Origin of the sequence: Litoreibacter albidus, assembly GCF_900107015.1 — a bacterium.
Lineage (GTDB): Bacteria > Pseudomonadota > Alphaproteobacteria > Rhodobacterales > Rhodobacteraceae > Litoreibacter > Litoreibacter albidus.
Genome location: NZ_FNOI01000003.1, coordinates 47002 through 70770, shown reverse-complemented (window position 1 = coordinate 70770; position 23769 = coordinate 47002). Strand labels below are relative to the sequence as shown.

18 protein-coding genes and 3 tRNA genes are annotated in these 23769 nt (G+C 59.9%); 14 read left to right on the top strand and 7 right to left on the bottom strand.

Annotated elements, in window-relative coordinates; all coding sequences use genetic code 11:
• Positions 1 to 24: 24 nt before the first annotated feature.
• Entirely contained in the window at positions 25 to 843 is an 819-nt protein-coding gene (locus tag BLW66_RS08815; protein WP_089946780.1) for a ferritin-like domain-containing protein, read from the bottom strand.
• Complete coding sequence (gene bcp, locus BLW66_RS08810; RefSeq protein WP_089946779.1) at positions 840 to 1301, bottom strand: thioredoxin-dependent thiol peroxidase; 462 nt, start codon at positions 1299 to 1301, stop codon at positions 840 to 842. The genes BLW66_RS08815 and bcp overlap by 4 nt, the downstream gene beginning before the upstream one ends.
• A 111-nt stretch (positions 1302 to 1412) precedes the next feature.
• On the opposite strand from bcp, the gene BLW66_RS08805 reads away from it, so the two are divergent.
• The 8 genes from BLW66_RS08805 (at position 1413) to uvrA (ending at position 14378) form a co-directional block, all read left to right on the top strand.
• Positions 1413 to 4775 carry a YhdP family protein gene (locus BLW66_RS08805; RefSeq protein ID WP_089946778.1) on the top strand — a complete coding sequence of 1121 codons (3363 nt, stop codon included), beginning with the start codon at positions 1413 to 1415 and terminating at the stop codon, positions 4773 to 4775.
• 22 nt (positions 4776 to 4797) lie between these two features.
• Entirely contained in the window at positions 4798 to 5835 is a 1038-nt protein-coding gene (queA, locus tag BLW66_RS08800) for a tRNA preQ1(34) S-adenosylmethionine ribosyltransferase-isomerase QueA (protein WP_089946777.1), read from the top strand.
• Between the two features lie 109 nt (positions 5836 to 5944).
• Entirely contained in the window at positions 5945 to 7255 is a 1311-nt protein-coding gene (locus BLW66_RS08795; protein WP_089946776.1) for an MFS transporter, read from the top strand.
• A gap of 84 nt (positions 7256 to 7339) precedes the next feature.
• Positions 7340 to 7918 (top strand): DUF924 family protein, encoded by a 579-nt coding sequence (locus BLW66_RS08790; protein WP_089946775.1) that lies wholly within the window; start codon positions 7340 to 7342, stop codon positions 7916 to 7918.
• Between the two features lie 13 nt (positions 7919 to 7931).
• On the top strand, positions 7932 to 8633 hold the full coding sequence (locus BLW66_RS08785; RefSeq protein ID WP_139254553.1) for an SGNH/GDSL hydrolase family protein: 702 nt from the start codon (positions 7932 to 7934) through the stop codon (positions 8631 to 8633).
• A gap of 109 nt (positions 8634 to 8742) precedes the next feature.
• Positions 8743 to 10140 carry a dihydrolipoyl dehydrogenase gene (gene lpdA / locus BLW66_RS08780; protein WP_089946773.1) on the top strand — a complete coding sequence of 466 codons (1398 nt, stop codon included), beginning with the start codon at positions 8743 to 8745 and terminating at the stop codon, positions 10138 to 10140.
• Positions 10141 to 10270: 130 nt separating this feature from the next.
• On the top strand, positions 10271 to 11407 hold the full coding sequence (locus tag BLW66_RS08775) for an MFS transporter (protein ID WP_170833441.1): 1137 nt from the start codon (positions 10271 to 10273) through the stop codon (positions 11405 to 11407).
• Positions 11408 to 11498: 91 nt separating this feature from the next.
• Positions 11499 to 14378, top strand: a complete 2880-nt coding sequence (gene uvrA / locus BLW66_RS08770) for an excinuclease ABC subunit UvrA (RefSeq protein ID WP_089946771.1) — start codon at positions 11499 to 11501, stop codon at positions 14376 to 14378.
• A gap of 54 nt (positions 14379 to 14432) precedes the next feature.
• Here the strand turns inward: uvrA and BLW66_RS08765 are convergent, their stop codons facing one another.
• Positions 14433 to 15641 carry a bifunctional alpha/beta hydrolase/OsmC family protein gene (locus BLW66_RS08765; protein ID WP_089946770.1) on the bottom strand — a complete coding sequence of 403 codons (1209 nt, stop codon included), beginning with the start codon at positions 15639 to 15641 and terminating at the stop codon, positions 14433 to 14435.
• 296 nt (positions 15642 to 15937) lie between these two features.
• Here BLW66_RS08765 and BLW66_RS08760 point away from each other — a divergent pair, with 296 nt between their 5' ends.
• From BLW66_RS08760 to BLW66_RS08730, 6 genes are all read left to right on the top strand, one after another.
• Positions 15938 to 17128 carry a class I SAM-dependent methyltransferase gene (locus BLW66_RS08760; protein ID WP_089946769.1) on the top strand — a complete coding sequence of 397 codons (1191 nt, stop codon included), beginning with the start codon at positions 15938 to 15940 and terminating at the stop codon, positions 17126 to 17128.
• Positions 17129 to 17225: 97 nt separating this feature from the next.
• Positions 17226 to 17687 carry an HU family DNA-binding protein gene (locus BLW66_RS08755; RefSeq protein WP_089946768.1) on the top strand — a complete coding sequence of 154 codons (462 nt, stop codon included), beginning with the start codon at positions 17226 to 17228 and terminating at the stop codon, positions 17685 to 17687.
• 19 nt (positions 17688 to 17706) lie between these two features.
• Positions 17707 to 17781 (top strand) — tRNA-Val (locus BLW66_RS08750).
• A 60-nt stretch (positions 17782 to 17841) separates the two neighbouring features.
• Complete coding sequence (locus BLW66_RS08745) at positions 17842 to 18423, top strand: histidine phosphatase family protein (protein ID WP_089946767.1); 582 nt, start codon at positions 17842 to 17844, stop codon at positions 18421 to 18423.
• Positions 18424 to 18499: 76 nt separating this feature from the next.
• Positions 18500 to 18575, top strand: a tRNA-Val gene (locus BLW66_RS08740).
• Between the two features lie 330 nt (positions 18576 to 18905).
• Positions 18906 to 18982 (top strand) — tRNA-Asp (locus BLW66_RS08730).
• Positions 18983 to 19130: 148 nt separating this feature from the next.
• Here BLW66_RS08730 and mmsB read toward each other — a convergent pair.
• From mmsB to BLW66_RS08710, 4 genes are all read right to left on the bottom strand, one after another.
• On the bottom strand, positions 19131 to 20003 hold the full coding sequence (mmsB, locus tag BLW66_RS08725; RefSeq protein ID WP_089946765.1) for a 3-hydroxyisobutyrate dehydrogenase: 873 nt from the start codon (positions 20001 to 20003) through the stop codon (positions 19131 to 19133).
• Positions 20000 to 21031, bottom strand: a complete 1032-nt coding sequence (locus tag BLW66_RS08720) for an enoyl-CoA hydratase/isomerase family protein (protein ID WP_089946764.1) — start codon at positions 21029 to 21031, stop codon at positions 20000 to 20002. The genes mmsB and BLW66_RS08720 overlap by 4 nt, the downstream gene beginning before the upstream one ends.
• Positions 21028 to 22167, bottom strand: a complete 1140-nt coding sequence (locus BLW66_RS08715; protein ID WP_089946763.1) for an acyl-CoA dehydrogenase family protein — start codon at positions 22165 to 22167, stop codon at positions 21028 to 21030. The genes BLW66_RS08720 and BLW66_RS08715 overlap by 4 nt, the downstream gene beginning before the upstream one ends.
• 78 nt (positions 22168 to 22245) lie before the next feature.
• Positions 22246 to 23745 carry a CoA-acylating methylmalonate-semialdehyde dehydrogenase gene (locus BLW66_RS08710; protein WP_089946762.1) on the bottom strand — a complete coding sequence of 500 codons (1500 nt, stop codon included), beginning with the start codon at positions 23743 to 23745 and terminating at the stop codon, positions 22246 to 22248.
• Between the last annotated feature and the right edge of the window lie 24 nt (positions 23746 to 23769).

Below are 23769 nucleotides of genomic sequence, written 5' to 3'. Positions count from 1 at the left end.
GGTATCTCGCCGATTCTGCGCATCTTAGCGCGCAGTGTCTTCGACCAAAGGCCAATAAAAATCGGGGGCAATGCCGGCTTCGGCGCGCTTTTCCTCGTTGAATGGCGGCTTGAGGGCGGCGTGGAAGTACTTGCGCACCAAGGCATGAAAGGTCGGGGTCGGATCAAGGTTGTTGCGGCCGCACAGGAAGTGGAACCACCGCGAGCCGTAGGCGACATGCGCGACCTCTTCGGCGTAGATGACTTCCAACGCGGCGACGGCGTCGGCATCTTTGGCCTGTTTGAACAGGCCGATCATCCCAGGTGTCACATCCAGCCCGCGTGCTTCCAGAACCATCGGCACGACCGCGAGCCGCCCCATGATATCGTCCTTGGTGTCCACGGCGGAAACCCACATGCCTGCATGTGCGGGCAACGCGCCGTAGTGGCTGCCGTGCCCGCGAAGGCAGGCCTCCATCAGGCTGAAGTGTTTCGACTCGTCATCGGCCGCTTGCACCCAGTCGTCGTAGAACCCCATCGGGAAGTCCACATCACCGAACCGCGCGATGACATCCCAGTGCAGGTCCACCGCGTTCAACTCGATATGGGCGATGGCATGCAGCATCGCGATGCGCCCCTCGGGTGTTCCGGGTTTGCGCATGGGGACGTCGCGCGGCGGCAGAAGTTCCGGCTGCGACGGGCGGGCAGGGTAGTCGGGTGGCTGCGCAGTCCCCAGCGGGATATCCCGCCCCGCCGCGCGGGCATCGCGCCAAACCTGCGCGTATTCGCGCGACAGGGCTGTCTTCTCGATCGGGTCGGCGGTTGTGAGGACCGTCATCGCCATGTCGCGCAGAGTTGGGGTCATTGGGCTTGTACGGCCTCTAACACGGTTTCGACATGGCCCGGCACGCGGACTTTGCGCCACTCTTGCAAGATCGTGCCGTCGGCGCTGATCAGGAAGGTGGAGCGCTCTATCCCCATGTAGGTTTTGCCGTACATGCTTTTTTCTTTCCAGACGCCGTACTGCTCACACACGTCGTGGTCTGCGTCGGAGGCCAGAATGATTCCCAGATTATGCTTGTCGCGGAATTTGTCGTGTTTGGCGGCGGTGTCTTTAGACACGCCGATGATCTCACAGCCAGCATCTTTGAATGCCTGCAAATGTTCGGTGAACCCGATGGCCTGCTTGGTACAGCCGGAGGTGTCGTCTTTCGGGTAAAAGTAGAGCACCACCATCGCGGGGCGCAGGGCGGATAGCGTCACACTGTCGCCGCCATCGCGCGGCAGGGTGAAATCTGGGGCCTTCTCGCCAACTTGTGTCATACCGGATCGGTCCTTTGATGTAGATTTGATGTGTCGCCAAGGGTAGGGCGCTGTATGTAAAGGTAAAGGCCCAAACGCAACCGTGTGCGGGTGCAATCAAGATGAGGTGGCATGGCCGACGACGCGCCGCAGTCAGATGACAAGCAGCTCCCCCCTGAGGCGAAAGCCGAAGAGGATGCGGAGCCTGTCGCTGCATCAACATTGCGCCGCCACCGCAAGCGCGGCGTGGTTGCGCACACGATGTCTGTCGTCAGCACGCTTACGCTCTTGGTGATTGTGCTGCTGATCGTGGCCGTGTTGTCGATGATGGGGCGCAGCATCGCGCTGCCGCAATGGGCCGTGGACCGTGTGGAGACGCGCGTGAACGCGGACCTAGACGGCGACAGGGTGGAGCTGGAGACGATATCCCTCGGCCTGCGAGACGAGGCATTCCGCCCCACGATCGACGTCACGGGGGTTGCGGTTTACAACTCTGACGACGCGCCCATTCTGGTTCTGCCAAAACTGCGCAGCAAGCTAGACACATCGGAACTTCTACTAGGGCGCATCAAGCTGGAAACGATTGAGCTGGAAGGCGCCAGCCTCGAACTGCACCGCGATAAGAACGGCCAGATAGAGCTGGCTTTCGGGGCGCAAATTGGCGGGGCGCAGGTCGAAGCGGGCTCCATGGGGGAGGTGCTGGCGCAGATCGACGACTGGCTGGGCGAGCCTTGGATGAAAGAGCTTGAGGTCGCCAGCGCTGAAGCCCTGACCATCCGTATGTCGGACGAGCGCACGGGTGACGTGACGGTGGTGGAGCAAGGCCAGTTAAAGCTCACGAACGAGGAACGGGTGATTGAACTCAACATCTCATTCCAGCTTGATCAGCCGAGTGGGCCTCCGGCGCAACTGTTTTTCTCCGCTGATAAAGCGAAAGGCAGTGAGGGCGCGCGGCTAGTCGGCAAGTTCACCGACCTACGTGCCCGCGATCTGGCGGCGCAGGTCTCTGCGCTGAACTTTCTGAACGTGCTAGACGCGCCCGCCTCTGGGTCATTGACGGCGGAGATCAGCGGCGACGGTCAAGTGGCAAGCCTCGCGGGCTCGCTTGATCTGGCGAAAGGGGAGTTGCGCCCGACGGAGCAATCCCAGCCCGTGCCATTCAACCACGCCAAAAGCTATCTGCGCTACGACGCTGCGACGGGGCGGTTGCTGTTCGACCAGATCACGCTCGATTCGCCGCAACTTCGGCTGACCGCCACCGGCCACGCCGATCTGCGCGATTTCAACGCGGGCATCCCCGAGACGTTGCTGGGGCAGCTGCGATTTAGCAACGTGCGCCTTGCGCCGGAGGGGATGTTTGAGGCGCCAGTAAGTTTCGAGAACGGCGCGCTGGACATGCGCTACCAGCCGAAAGCCTTGGCGCTAGATGTGGGGCAGTTGGTGTTGCGCAACGAGGGGGCGGAAATCGTCGCCAAGGGCGCGGTTAACGTTCTGCCCGAAGGCTGGGGCGTTTCGCTGGACGCAGGGATCGACCGGATCGACTACAAGCGCCTGATGGCGCTATGGCCTGAGAACGCCGTGGACAAAACGCGCGAATGGTTGGTTGAAAACGTACAAGGCGGCACCGTAGAGCGCGCCCATGCATCGCTGCGCGTGGTGCCGGAAAAGCCTGTCGCGGCGGCGGTGAGCTTTGATTTCAAGGATGCGCGGGTTCAGTATATCAAAACCTTGCCGCCAGTGGAGCAGGCGCACGGGTATGCCTCTATTTCTGGCAAGGCCTTCAACCTGAGCCTGAAAGAAGGCCATGTTACCGCCAAGGATGCTGGCGTCTTGGAGGCGGGCGGCTCCGTCATGGAAATTCCCGATATGACAGCCAAGCCAGCCGTTGGCGTGTTCGATCTGACGTTGAAAGGCCCTGTGTCGGCAGCACTGGTCTTGCTGGATGAGGAACCGTTCGAGTTCCTTGCCAAATCGGGATTGACGCCAGACGTGGCAACCGGACAAGCGCAGATCACCACCCGCTTGACCGTGCCACTGAAAGAACGTGTGCAAGTTGAGGATATCGGCTACGTCGTCGCCGCCGACGTGAGCGGCGTTGCCTCCGACACTTTGGTCAAGGGGCGCGCGTTGCGGTCGGACCAGATGGAAGTTCTGGCGGGGGGCGGTGCGTTGACCATCGGCGGCAAGGGGACCATCGACGGCGTGCCGATGGATGTGCTCTGGTCGCGTGAAATAGGCAAGGGAACCGGTAAGAACAGCCGCGTGGAAGGCACGATTGAACTGTCGCCAAGGATGCTCGACGTCTTCAATGTGGGCCTGCCCAAGGGCTCCGTCTCTGGTAAGGGATCAGCCAAAATGGACATCCGGTTGGCCGAAGGCGTGGCACCCGCCGCCAAGCTGACATCCGACCTGCGCGGCGTAGGGTTGAGCATTCCGGCCTTGGGCTGGAATAAATCGCGCGCGGCGACGGGCGGGTTGACGTTGGACCTGAAGATGGGCGACACGCCAAAGGTAAATAATGTCACGATCAACGCCAGCGGCTTGCAGGCCAGTGGCAACGTCACTTTGAAGCCTGCGGGGGGCGGGTTGGACCGCGCGATCTTCAGCCGGCTGAAGATTGCAGGCAAGTTGAACTCGCGGGTGGAGGTGATCGGGCGCGGGGCGAACAGTCAGCCGCAGGTGGTCATCAAGGGTGGCACGATTGATATCCGCAAGTTCGGCGTCACCACGGGCGGCAGCAGTGCGGGCGGCCCCCCCTTGGAGTTCGCATTGGACCGTTTGGTGGTGACAGATACGATCGCGCTCGATCAGTTTCGCGGCAGTTTTCGCAACGACAAGGGCATGGACGGCACCTTTAAGGCCAAGTTGAACGGCAAGGCCGCGATCACTGGCACGGTTATCCCGACGAACAAAGGACCGGCGGTGCGCATCCTTTCGGACAACGGCGGGCGGGTGATTTCCGCCACGGGGATTTTGGAGAACGTCAACGGCGGTAACATGTCGCTGACACTGCAACCGAACGGCAAACCAGGGCAATTTGATGGCGCACTCTCCATCACCAACGCCCGCGTGAAGAAAGCACCTGCCTTGGCTGACCTGCTGTCGGCCATAAGCGTCATTGGCTTGCTGGAACAACTCACCGGCGACGGGATTTTGTTTAGCAACACGGACGCCCGTTTCTTGTTGACGCCGGGGGGCGTGACGCTCAGAAGCTCCTCGGCCGTGGGGCCATCAATGGGGATTACCATGGACGGGGTGTTTAACACGACGACACGGCGCATGGACATGCGCGGTGTGGTGTCGCCGATTTACGCGGTCAACGGGCTGTTCGGGGCGCTGTTTGCCCCAAGGAAAGGCGAAGGGTTGTTCGGGTTTAACTACACGCTTCGCGGGTCGGCGGATGGCCCTAAGGTCGGGGTGAACCCTCTTTCGGTCCTGACGCCGGGTATTTTCCGCGAGATATTTCGCCAACCGGCCCCGAAGCTAAAGAACTAAGACAAAGAACTGAGACGTCTACATGAAGCTATCTGATTTCGATTTCGAGCTGCCGGAGCAGCTTATCGCCACACGCCCAGCGGTGCCGCGCAGCGCGTCGCGCTTGCTGGTGGCCACGCCGGATACGCTGGAGGACAAGGCCGTTACGGATCTGGGCGATTATCTGCGCGCGGGCGACGTTCTGGTGTTGAACGACACGAAGGTGATACCTGCACGATTGTTCGGCCACCGCGCGCGTGACGGCAACCTGTCGAAGATGGAGGTCACATTGCTGTCGCCCACAGTGGACGGCGCGTGGCGTGCGCTGGTCAAACCGCTGCGCAAAGTGCGCGACGGGGAAGTGATCACATTCGCGGCGGGGCTTGAGGCAGAAGTTATCTCACGCGCTGACGGGCAAGCCACGATGGTCTTTAACCGCGAGGGCCAAGCCTTCGACGACGCCTTGGCCGAGGCAGGGCAAATGCCGCTGCCGCCCTACATCGCGGCCAAACGTGCGGCGGATGCGCAGGACAAAACGGACTATCAAACCGTCTTCGCCAAAACCACCGGCGCGGTCGCGGCGCCCACGGCCTCGCTCCATTTTGACGAAGCTTTGCTGGCGAAGCTTGCGGCCAAGGGGGTCGAGTTCGCCGATGTGACGCTGCACGTCGGGGCGGGCACGTTTTTGCCAGTGAAGGTCGACGACGTCAAAACACACAAGATGCACGCCGAGTGGGGAAATGTGTCGGCGGAGGCGGCCAAGATCATCGCGACCGCCAAAGCCGAAGGACGCCGCGTCATCCCCGTGGGCACCACCGCGCTGCGCTTGATCGAGAGCGCGGCAACGGGGGCGGGCCAGATCGCGCCGTGGCAGGGCGAGACCGAGATATTTATCTACCCCGGTTATGCGTTCCAGATCGCCGATGCATTGATGACAAACTTCCATCTTCCAAAATCGACGTTGATGATGTTGGTCTCGGCCCTTATGGGGCAGCAACGGGTCTGCGAGATTTACGATCACGCCATCGCGCATGAGTATAGATTTTTCTCCTACGGGGACTCTTCGTTGCTCTTGCCGTAAGGTTTGACGCATGTGGACCTCATGACGTCGGAGCTGACGCAAAACTGCAAATGACCATGGGGTAGGCCGCTGTCACAGGGTCGCCCGCAAATAGGATTTGGATCGTAATATGTTTGAAGTCTTCAAATCCTCATGGGCTTTGCTGTTAGGAATGATGCTGTTGATGGTCGGCAACGGCCTGCAAGGCTCGCTGATCGGTGTGCGTGGCGACATCGAAGGGTTCACTACCTTCGAGCTGTCGTTGATCACTTCCGGCTATTTCCTTGGGTTTCTTGGCGGGTCGCGCATGGCGCCGAATATCATTCAGCGCGTGGGACACGTGCGGGTGTTTGCGGCGCTCGGGTCTTTCATTTCTGCTGTTTTGATTCTGTATCCGGCGGTCACCGACCCCATCGCGTGGGTCGTGCTGCGTGTGGTTATCGGGTTTTGCTTCTCCGGCGTATATGTCACCGCCGAAAGCTGGCTCAACAACTCGGCCTCCAATGACAACCGCGGGCAGGCGTTGTCGCTTTATATGATCGTGCAAATGGTCGGTATCGTGACCGCGCAGGGTTTGTTGAACGTGGCCGATCCAGGCGGGTTCATTTTGTTTGTGATCCCGTCGGTGCTGGTTTCGATCTCCTTTGCCCCGATTTTGCTCTCCGTCACGCCGACACCCGCGTTCGGCGCGACCCGCCAGCTTAGCTTTGCGGACCTCTACAAAATATCGCCGCTTGGCGTGATTGGGATGTTGATGCTGGGCGGGGTGTTCTCCGCGCAGTTCGGGATGTCAGCGGTTTACGGCACGCGTGCAGGGTTCAGCGTTGCGCAAATTTCGGTGTTCGTCTCGTCGATCTTTGTCGGTGCCATGGTGCTGCAATTCCCGATTGGCTGGCTGTCGGACCGTATGGATCGCCGCATTTTGATTTTAGGTGTCTCTGTAATAGCCACAACTGCGGCCACAATTGCGTGGCTGTTCGGGACACAGTTCTATGTGCTCTTGGCGTGCTCTTTCATTATTGGTGGGATGACAAACCCGCTCTACGCGCTGCTTATCGCCTACACCAACGACTATCTGGAACCAGAGGATATGGCGGGCGCATCAGGCGGTTTGCTGTTCGTGAACGGGCTGGGCGCGATCGCGGGTCCGGTTCTAACGGGTTGGCTGATGACGCAGTTCGGGGCGCAGGGGTTCTGGCTGATCATCATGGTGACAATGATGGCGACATCCGCTTACGCCGCCTTCCGCATGACGCGCCGCCCATCCGCCTACGCAGAAGAGAGCGAATACGAGGCAGTTCCATACGCCGCCGTTGGCCCGGGCTCCACGCCATTTATCGCTGAGATGGCGCAAGAGGTATACGTGGAGGCCGCCGAAGAAATCGCCGAAGCGGCGGAGGCCGAAGCAGAAGGTGTGGCCGAAGAGTCTTTAACCCGATGATCCTGAGAAAAAACGGTTGCGGTCTGCGCAGCAGTTTGTAACGCTTTGGTAACACTTGGGGACGGCGGCACAGGAGGATTTGCCATGTCTACACCTGAGGACGTCCTAAGCTACTGGCTGGACGAGCAAGGGGAAAAGGGTTGGTACGCGGGAGGTGAGGCGATTGACGCTGAAATCCGCGACCGATTTGAGCCACTTTGGCAACGCGCGCAGCAGGGCGGCTTGTCGATGTGGATGACCTATCCCAGTGGGGTTCTAGCCTATCTGATCTTAACGGACCAATTCCCGCGCAATATGTTTCGCGGCAGTGAGAAGGCCTTCTCCACCGACAGGCAGGCGTTGGCGGTTGCAAAGACGGCGATTAGCAAGAATTGGGATATGAAAATCGACGAACCGGCGCGGCAGTTTTTCTACATGCCGTTGATGCACTCCGAATGTGTCTCCGATCAGGAACGCTGCGTGCGGCTATTTTTGACCCGTATGCCCAAGGAGGGAAGCAGCAATCTGCTACATGCGCGGGCCCACCGAGAGGTCATCCGGCAGTTCGGGCGGTTCCCGTATCGAAATGATGCCCTTGACCGCCGCACCACACCGACCGAAAACGCCTACATCGAAGATGGCGGATATGGGTCGACCGTAGAATCCGTCAGAGCCGCAGTTTAAGGACTCTGAACACGTGAAATTTACTACTCGCCAACTGATGGCGGCGGCCTGCTTTGCATTGGCCGCCCCTGCGATGGGCGTCGCCGGACCTAAGGACGATATCCTTGTGATTGGTGACAGCATGCTGGAATGGCAAAGCTTCAAACGTGCCTCAATCCCGCATGTTTTGGCCAAGGAGACCAAACGCCGCGTGGAAAACCGTGCGGCCTCGGGGGCGAAGCTGTATTTGACGGGCGCACAAGGCAACAGCCGCAGTGTTATTCCGGCGCAATACACCAAGGGGGACTGGAACTGGGTTGTCGTCAACGGCGGGGCGAACGATCTGCTGGTGAAATGCGGCTGCAACCGTTGCAATAAAGTGCTCGATAAGCTGATCACCAAGGACGGGAAGGCCGGAATCCTGCCCGATCTGGCGGCGCGCATCCGGAAAGACGGCCCCAAAGTTATCTTGCTTGCGTACTATGAGGGCAATCAGCGTCCCAACCTGTTTTCGCGATGCGAGCGGGTCGTGCGTGAGCTGACCGATCGCCAGCGTGCGCTGGCAGCGCGATTGGAAGGGGTTGAACTGGTGCGAAGCAAGCCCGCAATCAATCCCGCCAACCGAAGCCACTTCGCCTTGGACGGCGTTCATCTGTCGCGCAAGGGTGCGCGGCGCGTGGGTATCCTGCTGGCGCGGTCGCTTGAGCAACTGGAAGCACGCCGCCCGCGCAGGTAGCTATGCGTCCCACGCATATGGCGCAGACCCAATCTTGCGTTGCGTTATGTGGTCGAAAAAACTAGTTTAGCGTTAAACTAGTTTAATTTCGTCTCGGGAGTGAGAACACATGGCCGCTAAATCCTTCGATATGATTGTCATCGGTGCAGGGCCGGGGGGCTATGTTGCCGCTATCCGTGGCGCCCAGCTGGGTCTTAACGTTGCCATTGTCGAGCGCGAGCACATGGGCGGGATTTGTCTGAACTGGGGCTGCATCCCAACCAAAGCGCTGCTGCGGTCCTCCGAAGTGTTCCACCTGATGGAGCGGGCCAAGGACTACGGCTTGAAGGCCGACAACATCGGATATGATCTGGATGCCGTGGTCAAACGCTCTCGCGGGGTGGCCAACCAGCTGTCGGGTGGCATCGGCCACCTGATGAAGAAGAACAAGATCACCACGATCATGGGCGAGGCCACGATCCCCGCAAAGGGCAAGGTGTCGGTCAAGACAGACAAGGGCACGGAAGAACTGACGGCGAAGAATATCATTGTCGCCACAGGTGCGCGGGCCCGTGAATTGCCAGGGCTGGAAGCTGACGGCGATCTGGTGTGGACCTATAAGCACGCGCTGACGCCAAAACGCATGCCGAAAAAGCTGCTGGTCATCGGATCCGGCGCAATCGGGATCGAATTCGCCAGCTTCTACAACACGCTTGGCTGCGACACGACGGTTGTGGAGGTCATGGACCGTATTTTGCCAGTTGAAGATGCGGAAATTTCCGCCTTCGCGAAAAAGCAATTCGTCAAACAAGGCATGAAGATCATGGAAAAAACCATGGTAAAACAGCTGGAGCGTGGCAAAGGCAAAGTGACCGCCCATATCGAAGCGAACGGCAAGGTTGAGAAGGTCGAGTTTGATACTGTGATCTCCGCTGTCGGCATCGTTGGCAACGTCGAGGGGCTGGGCCTTGAAGAGCTTGGCGTTAAGATTGACCGCACCCACGTCATTGTCGATGAGTACTGCCGCACGGGCGTTGAAGGCGTCTATGCGATCGGTGACATCGCTGGCGCCCCATGGCTGGCGCATAAAGCTTCGCATGAGGGCGTTGTGGTAGCCGAACTGATTGCGGGCCAGAAAGATGTGCACCCCGTGCGCCCCGAAGCCATCGCAGGCTGCACCTATTGCCACCCACAGGTGGCCTCCGTCGGGTTCACCGAGGAGAAGGCGAAAGAAGCCGGCTACAAAATCAAGGTTGGCCGGTTCCCGTTCATCGGCAACGGCAAGGCCATCGCCTTGGGCGAGTCGGAGGGCATGGTGAAAACCATCTTTGACGAGAAAACCGGAGAGCTTTTGGGTGCTCACATGGTCGGCGCGGAAGTGACGGAGCTGATCCAAGGCTACGTGGTTGGCCGTGCGCTGGAGACCACCGAGGAAGATCTGATGAACACGGTCTTCCCGCACCCGACCTTGTCCGAGATGATGCACGAATCTGTCCTCGACGCCTATGGCCGCGCCATCCACTTCTAGGATGGTCTGACCTGAAGGAGCCGCTATCGCGGCGCGAGATACTTTATTTGGCGCGCGGGGAAACCTGCGCGCCTTTATTGTGCGTATATGCGGATTGACGCGGGGGCAGATGCACCGCAGGACTGCCGCCATGGTTCCTGCGAAAACAAATTGGCCGCTTGTCTTTGCCCTGCTTGTCGCGGGGCTTTTTGCTGCTGCGCAGTTTGGCAAGCTCACGTTAACCTTGCCTGTCCTTCGCGAGACTTATGCCGAGGGCGGGGCCTTCGTGCCTGTTCTTATCTCAATCGTCGGCATGGTGGGCATTCTGCTTGGCGCGGTCGCTGGGGCCGTGGTGACGCGTATCGGCGTTGCGCGGTCACTTACCGGTGCGCTTGTGGCGGGCGGCGTTCTGTCGCTGATTGAGGCCACTTTGCCGAACATAACAGTGTTTGCGGGATTGCGCGCACTGGAGGGGCTATCTCACTTGGCGATTGTGGTGGCAGCCCCGACCTTGATGGCGAGCATCTCGGCGGAGAAAGACCGCCCTGTCGTGATGGGGATATGGGCCACATTCTTCGGCACCTCCATGGCGATCACTGCGCTGTTGTTGCCCTCGCTGATAGGGATAGGCGGCCTGCCGGCGGTGTTTGTGGCGCATGGGGTGGGGATGTTGATCATGGCGGTGCTTTTGTATCCGTTGCTGCCCGTGCACCGCATCGCGCAGCGGGTGCCTGTGTCTTATTTGGCGGAGCACCGCATTCTCTATTCGACACCGCGCCTCATCATCGCGGGCAGCGGGTTCGTTTGGTATACGATCCAATATATCGCCTTGCTGGCAGTGCTTCCGATCGCGCTAAATCTGCCGCTTTGGGCGATCACGGCAATTCCGTTGTTGAGCATCGTCGGGACGTTGTGGGGCGGGTTCTTGGGCAAACGTATAAGGCCGGATCAACTGGTGATGATCGGCTTCGCGCTCACCATCGCTGCGAGCGGCTTGGTGTATGTTGCAAGTCCTGCAATCTGGCCGCTGATGATCTTGTTCTTTGTGATGGCGATCATTCCTGCGGCGTCCTTTGCGGCAATCCCCTATTTTAATGCCGCCCCGACCGACAGGGCGCGCGCAACGGGCGGGATCGCCCAACTGGGCAATGTCGGCACAACGCTTGGCACGCCTATCTTTGTGTTGATTTTTGATCAAGCGGGCCTCGCGGGTGTGTGTCTGATCATCGGGCTGTTTTGTGGTGTAGGGATGATTTGCACTACGGTGTTGCGGTCAAAAATTAAATAAATTCGTGGATGTTCTTTTAATGTTCTGCTAACGCATTGGAACCTAGCATCAGACGCCTTATGTGTGGCGCAACGCATTTGGGATGGACCGCATGGCCGAGTTAAAGAACATTGAAGTGCGCGGCGCGCGCGAACACAATCTGAAGAACATCGACGTGGATATTCCGCGCGATCAACTGGTGGTTATTACCGGCTTATCGGGCTCAGGAAAGTCGTCGCTGGCATTTGACACGATCTATGCCGAGGGGCAGCGCCGCTATGTTGAATCGCTGTCGGCCTATGCGCGGCAGTTTCTGGACATGATGCAGAAACCGGATGTGGATCACATCTCCGGCCTGTCGCCTGCGATCTCGATTGAGCAGAAGACGACATCGAAAAACCCGCGCTCTACGGTGGGCACGGTCACCGAAATCTACGACTACATGCGCCTGCTGTTTGCGCGCGTTGGCACGCCTTACAGCCCCGCGACTGGCAAACCTATCGAGGCACAGCAAGTGCAAGATATGGTCGACCGCGTAATGGCGATGGAGGAGGGGACGCGCGGGTATCTGCTGGCCCCTATCATCCGCGACCGGAAGGGCGAATACCGCAAGGAATTTCTGGAACTGGCGAAGTCTGGCTTCCAGCGCGTCAAAGTCGACGGCGAATTCTACGAGTTGGACAATGTGCCGACTTTGGACAAGAAGTACCGCCACGACATCGACGTGGTGGTGGACCGTATCGTGGTGCGCGAAGGGTTAGAGACACGCCTTGCCGACAGTTTTCGCACGGCGCTGGATTTGGCCGACGGGATCACGATTCTTGAGACCGCGCCCAAGGATGGCGAACCGGAACGCATTACGTTCTCCGAGAAATTCGCCTGTCCTGTGTCCGGCTTCACGATCCCCGAGATCGAGCCGCGCTTGTTCTCGTTCAACGCGCCGTTTGGGGCCTGTCCGGAATGTGACGGGCTTGGGGTGGAGCTGTTCTTTGATGAACGGTTGGTCGTCCCTGATCAATCGCTGAAGCTCTACGACGGCGCCTTGGCCCCGTGGCGCAAGGGCAAGAGCCCCTATTTTTTGCAAACGATCGAAGCCATCGCCGCGCATTACGAATTTGACAAAAACACGCCTTGGAAAGATCTCGACGCGCATGTGAAGCAGGTGTTCCTTTATGGCTCCGGTGATGAAGAAATCCCGTTCCGCTACGACGAAGGCGGGCGCGTCTACCAAGTGACGCGCAGCTTTGAAGGGGTGATCCCCAACATGGAGCGCCGCTACCGCGAGACGGACAGCAACTGGATTCGCGAAGAGTTTGAACGGTATCAGAACAACCGCAAATGCGGTGTCTGTGACGGCTACCGTCTGCGTCCGGAAGCGCTTGCTGTTAAGATCGACAACCTCCACGCGGGGCAGGTGGTCGAGATGTCGATCAAGGAGGCGTTTGATTGGTGCGAGAACGTGCCAGAGACGCTGACCAGCCAGAAAAACGAGATCGCCAAAGCCATCCTTAAAGAAATCCGCGAACGGCTTGGATTCTTGAATAACGTGGGTCTTGAATACCTGACGCTGTCGCGCAACGCGGGTACATTGTCTGGCGGCGAGAGCCAGCGCATCCGGCTTGCGTCGCAGATCGGGTCCGGCCTGACCGGTGTTCTCTATGTGCTGGACGAGCCGTCTATCGGGTTGCACCAACGCGACAATGACCGCCTGTTAACGACGCTGAAAAACCTGCGCGATCAGGGAAATACCGTGATTGTGGTGGAACACGATGAGGAAGCGATCCGCGAGGCGGATTATGTCTTTGATATCGGACCAGGTGCCGGTGTTCACGGCGGTCAAGTCGTGGCGCATGGCACACCTGCCGAGGTTGCCGCCAGCGGATCCGTCACCGGCGACTACCTAACGGGCGTGCGGGAGATTCCGGTTAATCCGAAACGCCGCAAGGGCAACAAGAAGAAGCTGACGGTGGTGAAAGCGTCCGGCAACAACTTGCAGAACATCACCGTCGATTTCCCCCTTGGTAAATTTGTGTGCGTCACGGGTGTCTCAGGCGGCGGCAAGTCCACGTTGACGATTGAGACGTTGTTCAAAACAGCGTCCATGACGCTGAACGGCGCACGTCAAACGCCAGCCCCCTGCGAGACGATCAAGGGGCTTGAGCATCTGGATAAGGTCATCGACATCGACCAGCGCCCCATCGGGCGCACGCCGCGGTCAAACCCTGCGACCTACACGGGGGCGTTCACGCCTATCCGCGACTGGTTCGCGGGCATGCCAGAGTCTAAGGCACGCGGCTACAAACCGGGGCGTTTCAGCTTCAACGTCAAAGGTGGGCGGTGCGAGGCCTGTCAGGGCGACGGTGTGATCAAGATCGAGATGCACTTCCTGCCAGACGTCTACGTGGAATGCGAAACCTGCAAAGGTGCGCGCTATAACCGCGAAACCCTAGAGGTGAAGTTCAAAGGGAAATCCATCGCCGACGTACTGGATATGACCGTGGAGGACGCGCAGGAGTTCTTCAAGGCCGTGCCCTCTATCCGCGAAAAGATGGACGCACTGATGCGCGTGGGCCTTGGCTACATCAAGGTCGGCCAGCAGGCGACGACGCTCTCTGGTGGCGAAGCGCAGCGGGTAAAGCTGTCGAAGGAGTTGGCGAAACGCTCCACAGGCCGAACGCTCTACATTTTGGATGAGCCGACGACGGGCCTGCACTTTGAGGACGTTAAGAAACTGCTCGAAGTGCTGCATGAGCTGGTCGACCAAGGCAACACGGTGGTGGTGATTGAACACAACCTCGACGTGGTGAAAACCGCTGATCATATCATCGACATCGGTCCCGAAGGCGGTGATGGCGGCGGTACCGTTGTGGCCACTGGGACGCCGGAGAAAGTCGCGGAAGTGGAGGGGTCTTACACCGGCCACTACCTTAAGCCGATGTTGGAGGCCAAGAAGCCACTCAAAGGTGCGAAGAAGAAAGTGGCGGCGGAGTAAGGCCGAATGATATTTCGGCCCTGACGGAGATTTCCGCTGTCAGGGCCGTTTTTATCAGTCCGCCAGAACCGTTTTGATCTCCGCACCAGACTCCAACGTCTTGTGTACGGGGCATTTGTCCGCGATCTCGAGCAGGCGCTGGCGCTGCGCTTCGTCCAGATCGCCCTCCAGATGAATTTCACGGTTGAATCGGTCAATTTTGGACGGCCCGCCCGCATCTTGGGCGTGCATGGCGTTGTGGGTCACATCGACCCAAACGCGGGTCAGTGGCCATTTTTTGCGGCGCGCATACATGCGGATCGTCATGGACGTACACGCCCCGAGCCCCGAGGCCAGCAACCCGTAGGGGGACATCCCGCGGTTGGTGCCGCCATACGCCAGCGGCTCGTCCGCTTGAACGTGGTGAAACGGCCCCGCGTTAATGTCTTGCAAAAAACCGTCCGGATTGGATTCCGTGACTCGCACAACCCCTTCAGGCGCACCAATGGGCGGCGCGGGGGGGCGCAGGTCCAAGTCCTTTGAGGCCCAGCCTGCGATGACCGTCGCCACATACTCCGCATCTTCAGGGCGGGTGATCAGGTGATCCGCATGGCACAGCGTGACAAAGCTTTTCGGGTGCTTGGCGTGCTGGAAAATCTGCGCGGCGTTGTCGATGCTGACGGTGTCGTCCAGCGGCGCGTGCAGCACCAGAAGGGACATGTTCAGGTTGCGAATGGATTGCGCCAGATTTTCTGCGGAAACATCTTCCACGAAGTCCCGCCCGATCCGCACAGGGCGCCCGCCCAGCATAACCTCACCAACGCCGTTCGACGCAATGGCTGACAGCGCATCGTCGAAGTTGTGCGTCACATGCGCCGGATCGAAAGGCGCGCCGATCGTTACCACCGCTTTGGCGGATCTGATCTGTGGGGCAGCCTTCAATATCGCTGCACCGCCGAGGGAGTGGCCGATCAGCAGGCTCGGGGCCATGCCGATGCTGTCCAGATGCGCGGCGGCCAGCAGCAAGTCGTCGACGTTCGACGTGAAGGTGGTGTTCTCGAACTCGCCGTCGGAATGCCCAAGGCCGGTGAAGTCGAACCGCATGACGGCAATGCCCATGCCCGCAAGGCGCGCGGAGATGCGTTTCGCTGCCGCGATATCCTTGGAACAGGTGAAGCAATGCGCGAACAGCGCGGTCGCCAGATGTGGCCCGTCCGGCATATCCAGACGTGCTGCCAGTGATGCACCGGAATGTCCGGTGAAATTTATACGCTCAATGCCCATGGTTCCGGCTCCTGCTCGGTGTGCTTGGTCTTAGAAGTGGAGGGATTGGTGCGTCCAAGCAAGGTTAGTGCTGTGATTGTCACGGCAAGGTGAGCAGTTGTGTCACCTTTGGCGTGTTTATGATGCGCCGGATGGATATTTTGTGATCAACTCAGGACTGTTAGGTTGGGGTATCTTGAAACCCGCTTTGACAACGCCGCGAATGCAACGAACAATCGTTGCGACATATCCTATAAATGCTGATGACGCGTCCCCGCGTGCGGCGGCCAACACTACGTTCATGAGGAGGCCCATAAATGAGCGAGGTCAAAGCCCAATACGAGGCCTACCCATATCCGGAACGCACGCCCGAGGATGAGGCGAAGCGGCTCATCACCGGATCGCCCTCACACCCGTTGGAGTTGGATCACCATCTCTTTGGTGGCGCGCGCGATTGGTCTGGCACGACGCGTATCCTTGTCGCTGGTGGCGGAACGGGCGACGCGCTGATCCAACTGGCGCAGGTTTTGACCACGGCGGGCAAGGCCTATGACATCACCTATATTGACCTGTCCACCGCATCGCGCGCCATCGCAGAAAACCGTGCAGAGGCGCGGGGGCTGACAGGCATCACGTTCATCACCGGCAGCCTGCTGGATGCCGCGAGCTATGGCCCGTTCGACTACATCGATTGCTGCGGCGTGCTGCACCATTTGCCGGAGCCGCAAGCGGGCTTTGATGCCTTGTCGGCTGCGCTCGCGCCCGACGGTGGTATTGGCCTCATGGTCTATGCGCCATACGGACGGGCGGGCGTTTACCCGTTGCAACAGGCCTTTGGCGCGTTGACGGCGGGGTTGCCACCTGAGGAGCGGTTGTCGCGTGCGAAGGCGATGTACAGCGCGTTGCCGCAAACCCACCCATTCAAACGCAACCCGCATTTGGTTGACCACGAGCAAAGCGATGCGGGGTTCTACGATCTGTTGCTCCACTCCCAAGACCGGCCTTACAGGATAGGCGAACTGACCACGTGCCTGACGTCAGCAGGCTTGGAATTCGCAGGGGTGCCGCACCCATTCCTGTATGACCTCAGCCGCTTTGCGCAACGCCCTGATGGTATGGAAGATATCGAAGCGATGGGATTAGCGGAAAAACTCGACGGAACCATTAAGACGCATGTGGTCTATGCACGACGGCAAGGCAGCGAGGCACCGCGCGCAGTGCAAAGCCAGCGTGCGGTGCCGCATTTGCGCGGCATGACAGGGCCAGCCTTGGCGAAAGCCGTGGCCACGCGCGGGCAGATACCAGTCACGCTGAACGGCCTTACACACAAGCTGGCTTTGCCGAAGCAGGCGGCTGCAATCTTGGCAGGGATAGACGGGCGCCGTGATCTGTCCGCTTTGCGGGCAGGGGCGGGGATTGATCCGTTGGCGTGGGCCGCGATCTGGCCGAAGACGTCGCGCAGCTTGGAGCAGTTCGGCCTGCTACTCTATTCGCGGCTTCTGATCTGAGGCCACAGAATTTCCATTTTGGAAACAATCATCTGGCGAAGCGCGTTCAACATTGCTAGCGTAGTGCAACTGAAAATCTGCGGGATCGAGCGATCATATGTCTAGCAAGCCTAAACCAACCAGCACCAAGAAAACCAAACGGTCCACGACCCGTGCCGCCAGCACGAAGCCGAAGGCTGCCGCGAAAACCGCAGCCAAACCCGCCGCCGCTGTGTCGGTGGTGACGGCCAAGACGGCAGAGCCTCAGACATCGCAAACAGCAACACCCGCAGGCGCCAAGCCGGATGCACCAGAGCTGACCAAGAAGGAAATGGTCGAGCGGATGGTCGCGGCCAGCGGCATGAAAAAAGGCGATGCCCGCCGTGCGTTGGAAGCCTCGATGGAGGCTGTCGCCCAAGCTCTGCGTGAGGGCTACAACCTGTCCTTGCCGCCGTTGGGCAAGATCAAGATCGCGCGCACGAAGGACACGCCGAACGGCAAAATGGTCGTCTTGCGTACCAAGCTTAAAGACCCTGCGAAGGCCGTGCCCAAAGACCCGCTTGCGGCGGCTACGGAGTAGCGCTAAACCGCCCGCCAACGGGTGATTAGCTCAGTGGTAGAGCGCTTCGTTCACATCGAAGATGTCAGGAGTTCAAATCTCTTATCACCCACCAGAATTCGGCGCGCCCCGCGATTCTCGCGTTGGGCGCGTTCTGCGTTTATGAGGTTTGTTCATGTCGGCTTCCCAGTACCCCGAGCTTTATATTTTGCGCCACGGCGAGACGGAGTGGAATGCGTCCGGCCGCATGCAAGGCCGGCTGCATTCGCCCCTGACACAGAAAGGCATCGCGCAGGCGCACGCCCAGCGGCGCATTCTGGAGCAGGTCGACCTTAGCGGCTTCGACGTGATTTGCAGCCCGCAGACCCGCGCGTTGCACACGGCCGTGGAAGTCTTTTCGCAGTCGCGGGCAGAGATTCGCACCGACCCGCTTTTGCGCGAGATCCACGCCGGAACATGGCAGGGCCGAATCCGCACAGAGCTGGAAATCACGGGTGACCCCAAGGCGACGGTGGACGGCCCCTTGGCCTTCTATGAACAGGCCGAGGGCGGGGAAGGGTTCAAAGCGCTGCAGACCCGCTGCCAGACATTCCTGGATAGCTTGGATGGGCCAGCCGTCCTTATTACGCACGGGATTACCTCGCGGATGTTGCGCGTGTTGGTGTTGGGCCACCCGATTGACGCAATGGTCGATTTGCCAGGTGGGCAGGGCGTTGTGTTCCATTTGAAAGACGGAGTTCAGGAGCTTCTGCAATAAAATTGCAAGAACTTGAAAACAGGCTTCGATTTGGGGTTGCAGTCGTCCCCATCTTTCCGGTATTCGGTCGCCAGTCGGGTCGTTAGCTCAGTTGGTAGAGCGCTTCGTTTACACCGAAGATGTCGGGAGTTCGAGCCTCTCACGACCCACCACGACTTCCCTCACATAGATAGATGATTTGCAGACAGGCCTGATATGGCGGTTGGCGTCTTCGCGATGCGCGGTCCGCTATGTGGTTGGCGGAAAACACGCTTTTCGGGGATTCGTTGCTCGTCGTGGGGTGGCGCGGAAACGGCGAGTTCTGGGGGCCAAATGTGGGGCAATCCCGTGGCAGAGAGCAGAAGGCAGGGCGCGCGGCCCGCCGATCGTCGCCCAAATTAAAAGAAATGTCGAAAATCGCAAAAGAGACCGTATCGCCGCTTGACGGGGGGCAGGTGGGGACATAATACCAGCCCACGCCTGAGGGTTCAGGCGTGCAGCGGGCGGTTGTAGCTCAGTTGGTTAGAGTACCGGCCTGTCACGCCGGGGGTCGCGGGTTCGAGTCCCGTCAACCGCGCCACTCTCCTCCCCTTATTAAACATGTTTGGCTATGTGGAGATGGCGCGCGCCTTTGGGTGGCGTTGCGCGTGCGGCAAGCAGGCGAGGGGCCAACCCCTCGCGCTCCCCGAGGTATTTATGAAGCAATGATGGGCTGGGCCGGAACTGGCCTAGCGCCGACGCCGCGAGACAAAGCGGGGCAGCATCGCGGAGAAGTCGCGCCCTAGGCCGTCTTCCTGCTCTACGAAGTCGGCGTATAGCTCCGTGGCGCGGGCCCCCATGGGGGTGTCTGCGTCAGATGCCTCCGCCGCCTGTTGGCTGAGGCGCAAGTCCTTCAGCATCAGCTCTGACGCGAAGCCAGGTGTGTAATCGTTGTCGGCTGGACTTTGCGGACCCACGCCGGGGGCGGGGCAATAGGCGTTCATCACCCATGAGTAGCCGGAGGACGTCGAAACCACGTCGAACATTTTTTGGCGATCAAGGCCGAGCTTATCCGCCAAGGCAAAGGCCTCACAGGTGCCGATCATTGTCACACCAAGGATCATGTTGTTACAAATCTTCGCCGCCTGCCCATTGCCCGAAGGGCCGCAATGCACGGCCTTCTGGCCCATAATGTCAAACAGCGGCGAGACGGCCGCGAAGCCCGCGTCAGAGCCGCCGGCCATAAAGGTCAACGTGCCGGCTGCTGCGCCGCCGATGCCGCCAGAGACGGGTGCATCGACAGCCATGAGGCCCGCCGCTGCCGCCATGTTCGCCACAGTGCGCGCGCTTTCCACGTCGACTGTGGAGCAGTCGAGGAACGTCGCCCCCTGCGTCATTGCGGGGATGACGTCGGCGGCGACGCTTTGCAAGATCGCGCCGTTTGGCAGCATGGTAATCACCACGTCCATATCTGCGGCCGCGCCAGTGACAGCATCCGCCGCGTGAACGCCCTCAGGCGGGGTGTTGGCGATGTCGAAGCCGGTGACCTCGTGGCCCGCCTTGGCCAGATTGGCGGCCATTGGTGCCCCCATGTTACCCAGTCCGATAAATCCGATTTTCATGGCATTTCCTTCCAGTTCAGCGCGGCATCCCCGAGGGGCATGAGCATGTGGGCGACATCCATATCCGTGACGGCGTCCGGCGTGTCGTGCGCCCATTTAGGGGTGCGGTCGCGGTCGATGATCGCGGCGCGGATGCCCTCGATAAAGTCGCCTTGCGCCACGGCACGGTAGGTGTAGCGAAATTCCTGATCCAAGGCTTGGCGCACAGAGTTGGCGGAGCGCAGCCTGCGGGTGATGGTCATCGCACAGGCCATTGCCAGCGGCGCATTCCGGTTAAGCGCGCGCAGGGCACCGCGTGCAAATTCGCTGTCGTCGGTGCTGAGCGAGCGCAGGATGTCGCCAAGGGTCTCGCCAGCAAAATGGCGGTCGATCTGCGGCAGAAGCGGCTCAAGCGTGCCACTTGGAGCAGGGGTGTCCAGCACCGGCACTATGCCCGTCTCGATCATCTGCGCCTTTAGGGCGGGCCAGTCGTCCTCTGGTGCGTAGGCGTCGGCGAAGCCTGCGAAAATGGCGTCCGCCGCGCCCATGCGGGTCGCGGTCATGCCCAGATATTCGCCTGTGCGACCGGGTGCCAAGGCCAGCATCAAAGAGCCGCCCACGTCGGGCACCAGCCCGATGCCGCATTCGGGCATCGCGATCTGGCTGCTGTCACCGACGATGCGCAGCGAGCCGTGACAGCCGACGCCAACGCCGCCGCCCATGGTGAAGCCTTGCAGGAAGCTAACGACGGGTTTGGGGTACTCGAAAATCTTGGCGTTCAAGCGGTATTCATCGCGCCAGAACTGCCGACCGTACTCAAAGTCGCCTTTCTGGCCGGAGGCATACATATCCGCGATGTCACCGCCGGAGCAGAACGCGCGGTCACCTTCCGCGTCGAGCAGGATCAGGTCGATATCGGCGTCGCGCCAATTGTCGAGTGCCGCCTCGATGGCGAGCACCATGTCGTAGGTCAAGGCGTTAAGCGCCTTTGGGCGCTGCAAGGTGATGCGGCCTGCGCGGCCCTCAATGCGGGTGGAGATGTCGCTCATCGGGCGATCATTTCACGCGAGACGATCATGCGCATGATCTCGTTCGTGCCTTCCAGAATCTGGTGGACTCGCAGGTCGCGAGCCAGCTTTTCGATGCCGTAATCCGCGAGGTAGCCGTAGCCGCCGTGCAGTTGCAGGCAGCCGTCCACGACACGTGATCCGGCCTCGGTGACGAATTTCTTGGCCATCGCGCAATGTTGCACCGCGTCGGGCGCGCCGGTGTCGAGCTTCCATGCGGCTTGGCGCAAGAAAGCGCGGGCGGCTTGCAGCTCAATCTCCATGTCCGCGAGGCGGAATTGCAGCGCTTGGAACTGGTTGATGGGTTTGCCGAAGGCGTTGCGCTCGGCCATATAGGCCAGCGTTTTGTCCAGCGCGGATTTCGCCGCGCCAAGGGAACACGCGGCGATGTTTAGTCGGCCCCCGTTCAGGCCCTGCATCGCATATGTGAAACCTTTGCCCTCAAGGCCTAGCAGGTTTTCGGATGGAACGTTGCAATTGTCCAATTGCACTTGGCGTGTTGGTTGTGCGCGCCAGCCCATTTTGTCCTCTAACCCGCCAAAGGAAAGCCCCTCTGCGCCGTCGTCGACAATCACCGCGGACACGCCCTTGGGGCCCGCGTCGCCGGTCCGCGACATGACGATGTAGGCGTCGGAGTATCCCCCACCAGAGATGAACGCCTTGGTGCCCGTCAGGGCAAATCCTTCGTTCGTGCGCTCGGCACGCGTTTTCAATGCGGCAGCGTCGGAGCCGGAGCCCGGCTCGGTCAGGCAGTAGGCAAAGAACGTCTCCATGCTCATGGCTTTCTCAAGGTATTTTTCCTTGAGCGCGTCGGAGCCGTTTTTGTCGATCATCGCGGCGCACATGTTGTGAATGGACAGAAAGGCCGCGACGGACGGGCAGGCCATCGACAGGGCCTCGAAGACCAGCGTGGCGTCTAGGCGCGACAGGCCGGAGCCGCCGCTTTCCTCTGAGACATAAAGACCGCCAAAGCCAAGCTCCGCCAAACGGGGCCATAGGTCTTTGGGGATGTTTTCGTCTTTTTCCCATTGGAGGGCGTTAGGGGCGATGAACTCGTCGCCAAAGGCTTTTGCCATGTCAAAAATGGCGGTTTGCTCATCGGATAGCGCGAAGTCCATGTCTTCCCTCCCTTGGAATTGAACGCGTGTTTAGTTTTGCGCCCCCGCTTTGAAAAAGCAAGGGCGCAAATTGTCTGCTTATTCCATGACGGGGATGGAGAACTCGCCGCCTTCTTTCATGCCGGATGGCCAGCGGGAGGTGACGGTTTTGGTGCGTGTGTAGAACTTGAACGCGTCGGGGCCGTGCTGGTTCAGATCGCCGAACATGGATTTCTTCCAGCCACCAAAGGTGTGGTAGGCCAGCGGCACAGGGATCGGCACGTTGATACCAACCATGCCGATGTTGATGCGGTTGGCGAAGTCACGGGCGGTGTCACCATCGCGCGTATAGATCGCGGTGCCGTTGCCGTATTCGTGGTCCATCGCCATCTTCAGCGCGTCTTCGTAGCTGTCGGCGCGCACAGTGGACAGAACCGGCCCGAAAATCTCGTGCTTGTAGATGTCCATGTCGGTGGTCACGCCGTCAAACAGGTGGGGGCCTACAAAGAATCCGTCCTCGTAGCCTTGCAGTTTGAAATCACGCCCGTCGACCACCAGCTTGGCGCCTTGGTCGATGCCGGTTTGAACCAGACGCTCAATGTTGGCCTTCGCGGCGGCAGTCACAACGGGGCCGTAATCCACGTCATTGCCAGAGGTGTATGGCCCGACTTTCAAGGCCTCCACTTTCGGGACCAGCTTCTCCAGCAGGCGGTCGGCGGTATCGTCACCCACGGCCACAGCCACGGAGATCGCCATGCAGCGTTCACCAGCAGCACCGTATCCCGCACCCACAAGCGCGTCGGCGGCTTGGTTCATGTCGGCGTCTGGCATGATGATCATGTGGTTCTTAGCACCGCCAAAGCACTGAACGCGCTTCCCGTTCGCGCAGCCGGTGCTGTAGATATATTCGGCAATCGGGGTGGAGCCCACGAAGCCCACGGACTGGATCACGTCATGGTGCAGGATCGCGTCCACTGCTTCCTTGTCGCCGTTTACAACCTGTAAGATACCTTTGGGCAGGCCAGCTTCTTCCATCAACTCGGCCAGCATCAGCGGGACGGAGGGATCACGCTCCGACGGTTTCAGGATAAACGCGTTGCCGCAGGCAATCGCAGGGGCAAACATCCACATCGGGATCATGGCGGGGAAGTTGAACGGGGTGATACCCGCCGTCACGCCCAAGGCTTGCTTCATCGAATACATGTCGATGCCGGGACCGGCGCTGTCGGTGTAGTCACCTTTCAACAGCTCGGGAGCGCCGATGCAGTATTCCACGACCTCAAGGCCGCGTTGCACGTCGCCAGCCGCGTCGGGCAGCGTTTTGCCGTGTTCGCGCGACAGCGCTTCGGCGAGCTTGTCCATGTCGCGGTTCAGCAAGGCCACGAATTTCATCATCACGCGCGCACGGCGTTGCGGGTTGACGGCGGCCCAAGCGGGCTGTGCGGCGGCAGCGATCTGCACCGCTTGGTCCATCTCATCTGCGGAGGCCAAAGGCACTTTCGCCTGAACTTCGCCGGTTGCAGGGTTGAACACATCGGCAAAGCGGCCGGATGTGCCTTTGACGTGGGCGCCGTTGATGTAGTGGGTAAGCTCTTGCATGGAATCCTCCTTGAGTTTCCGCGC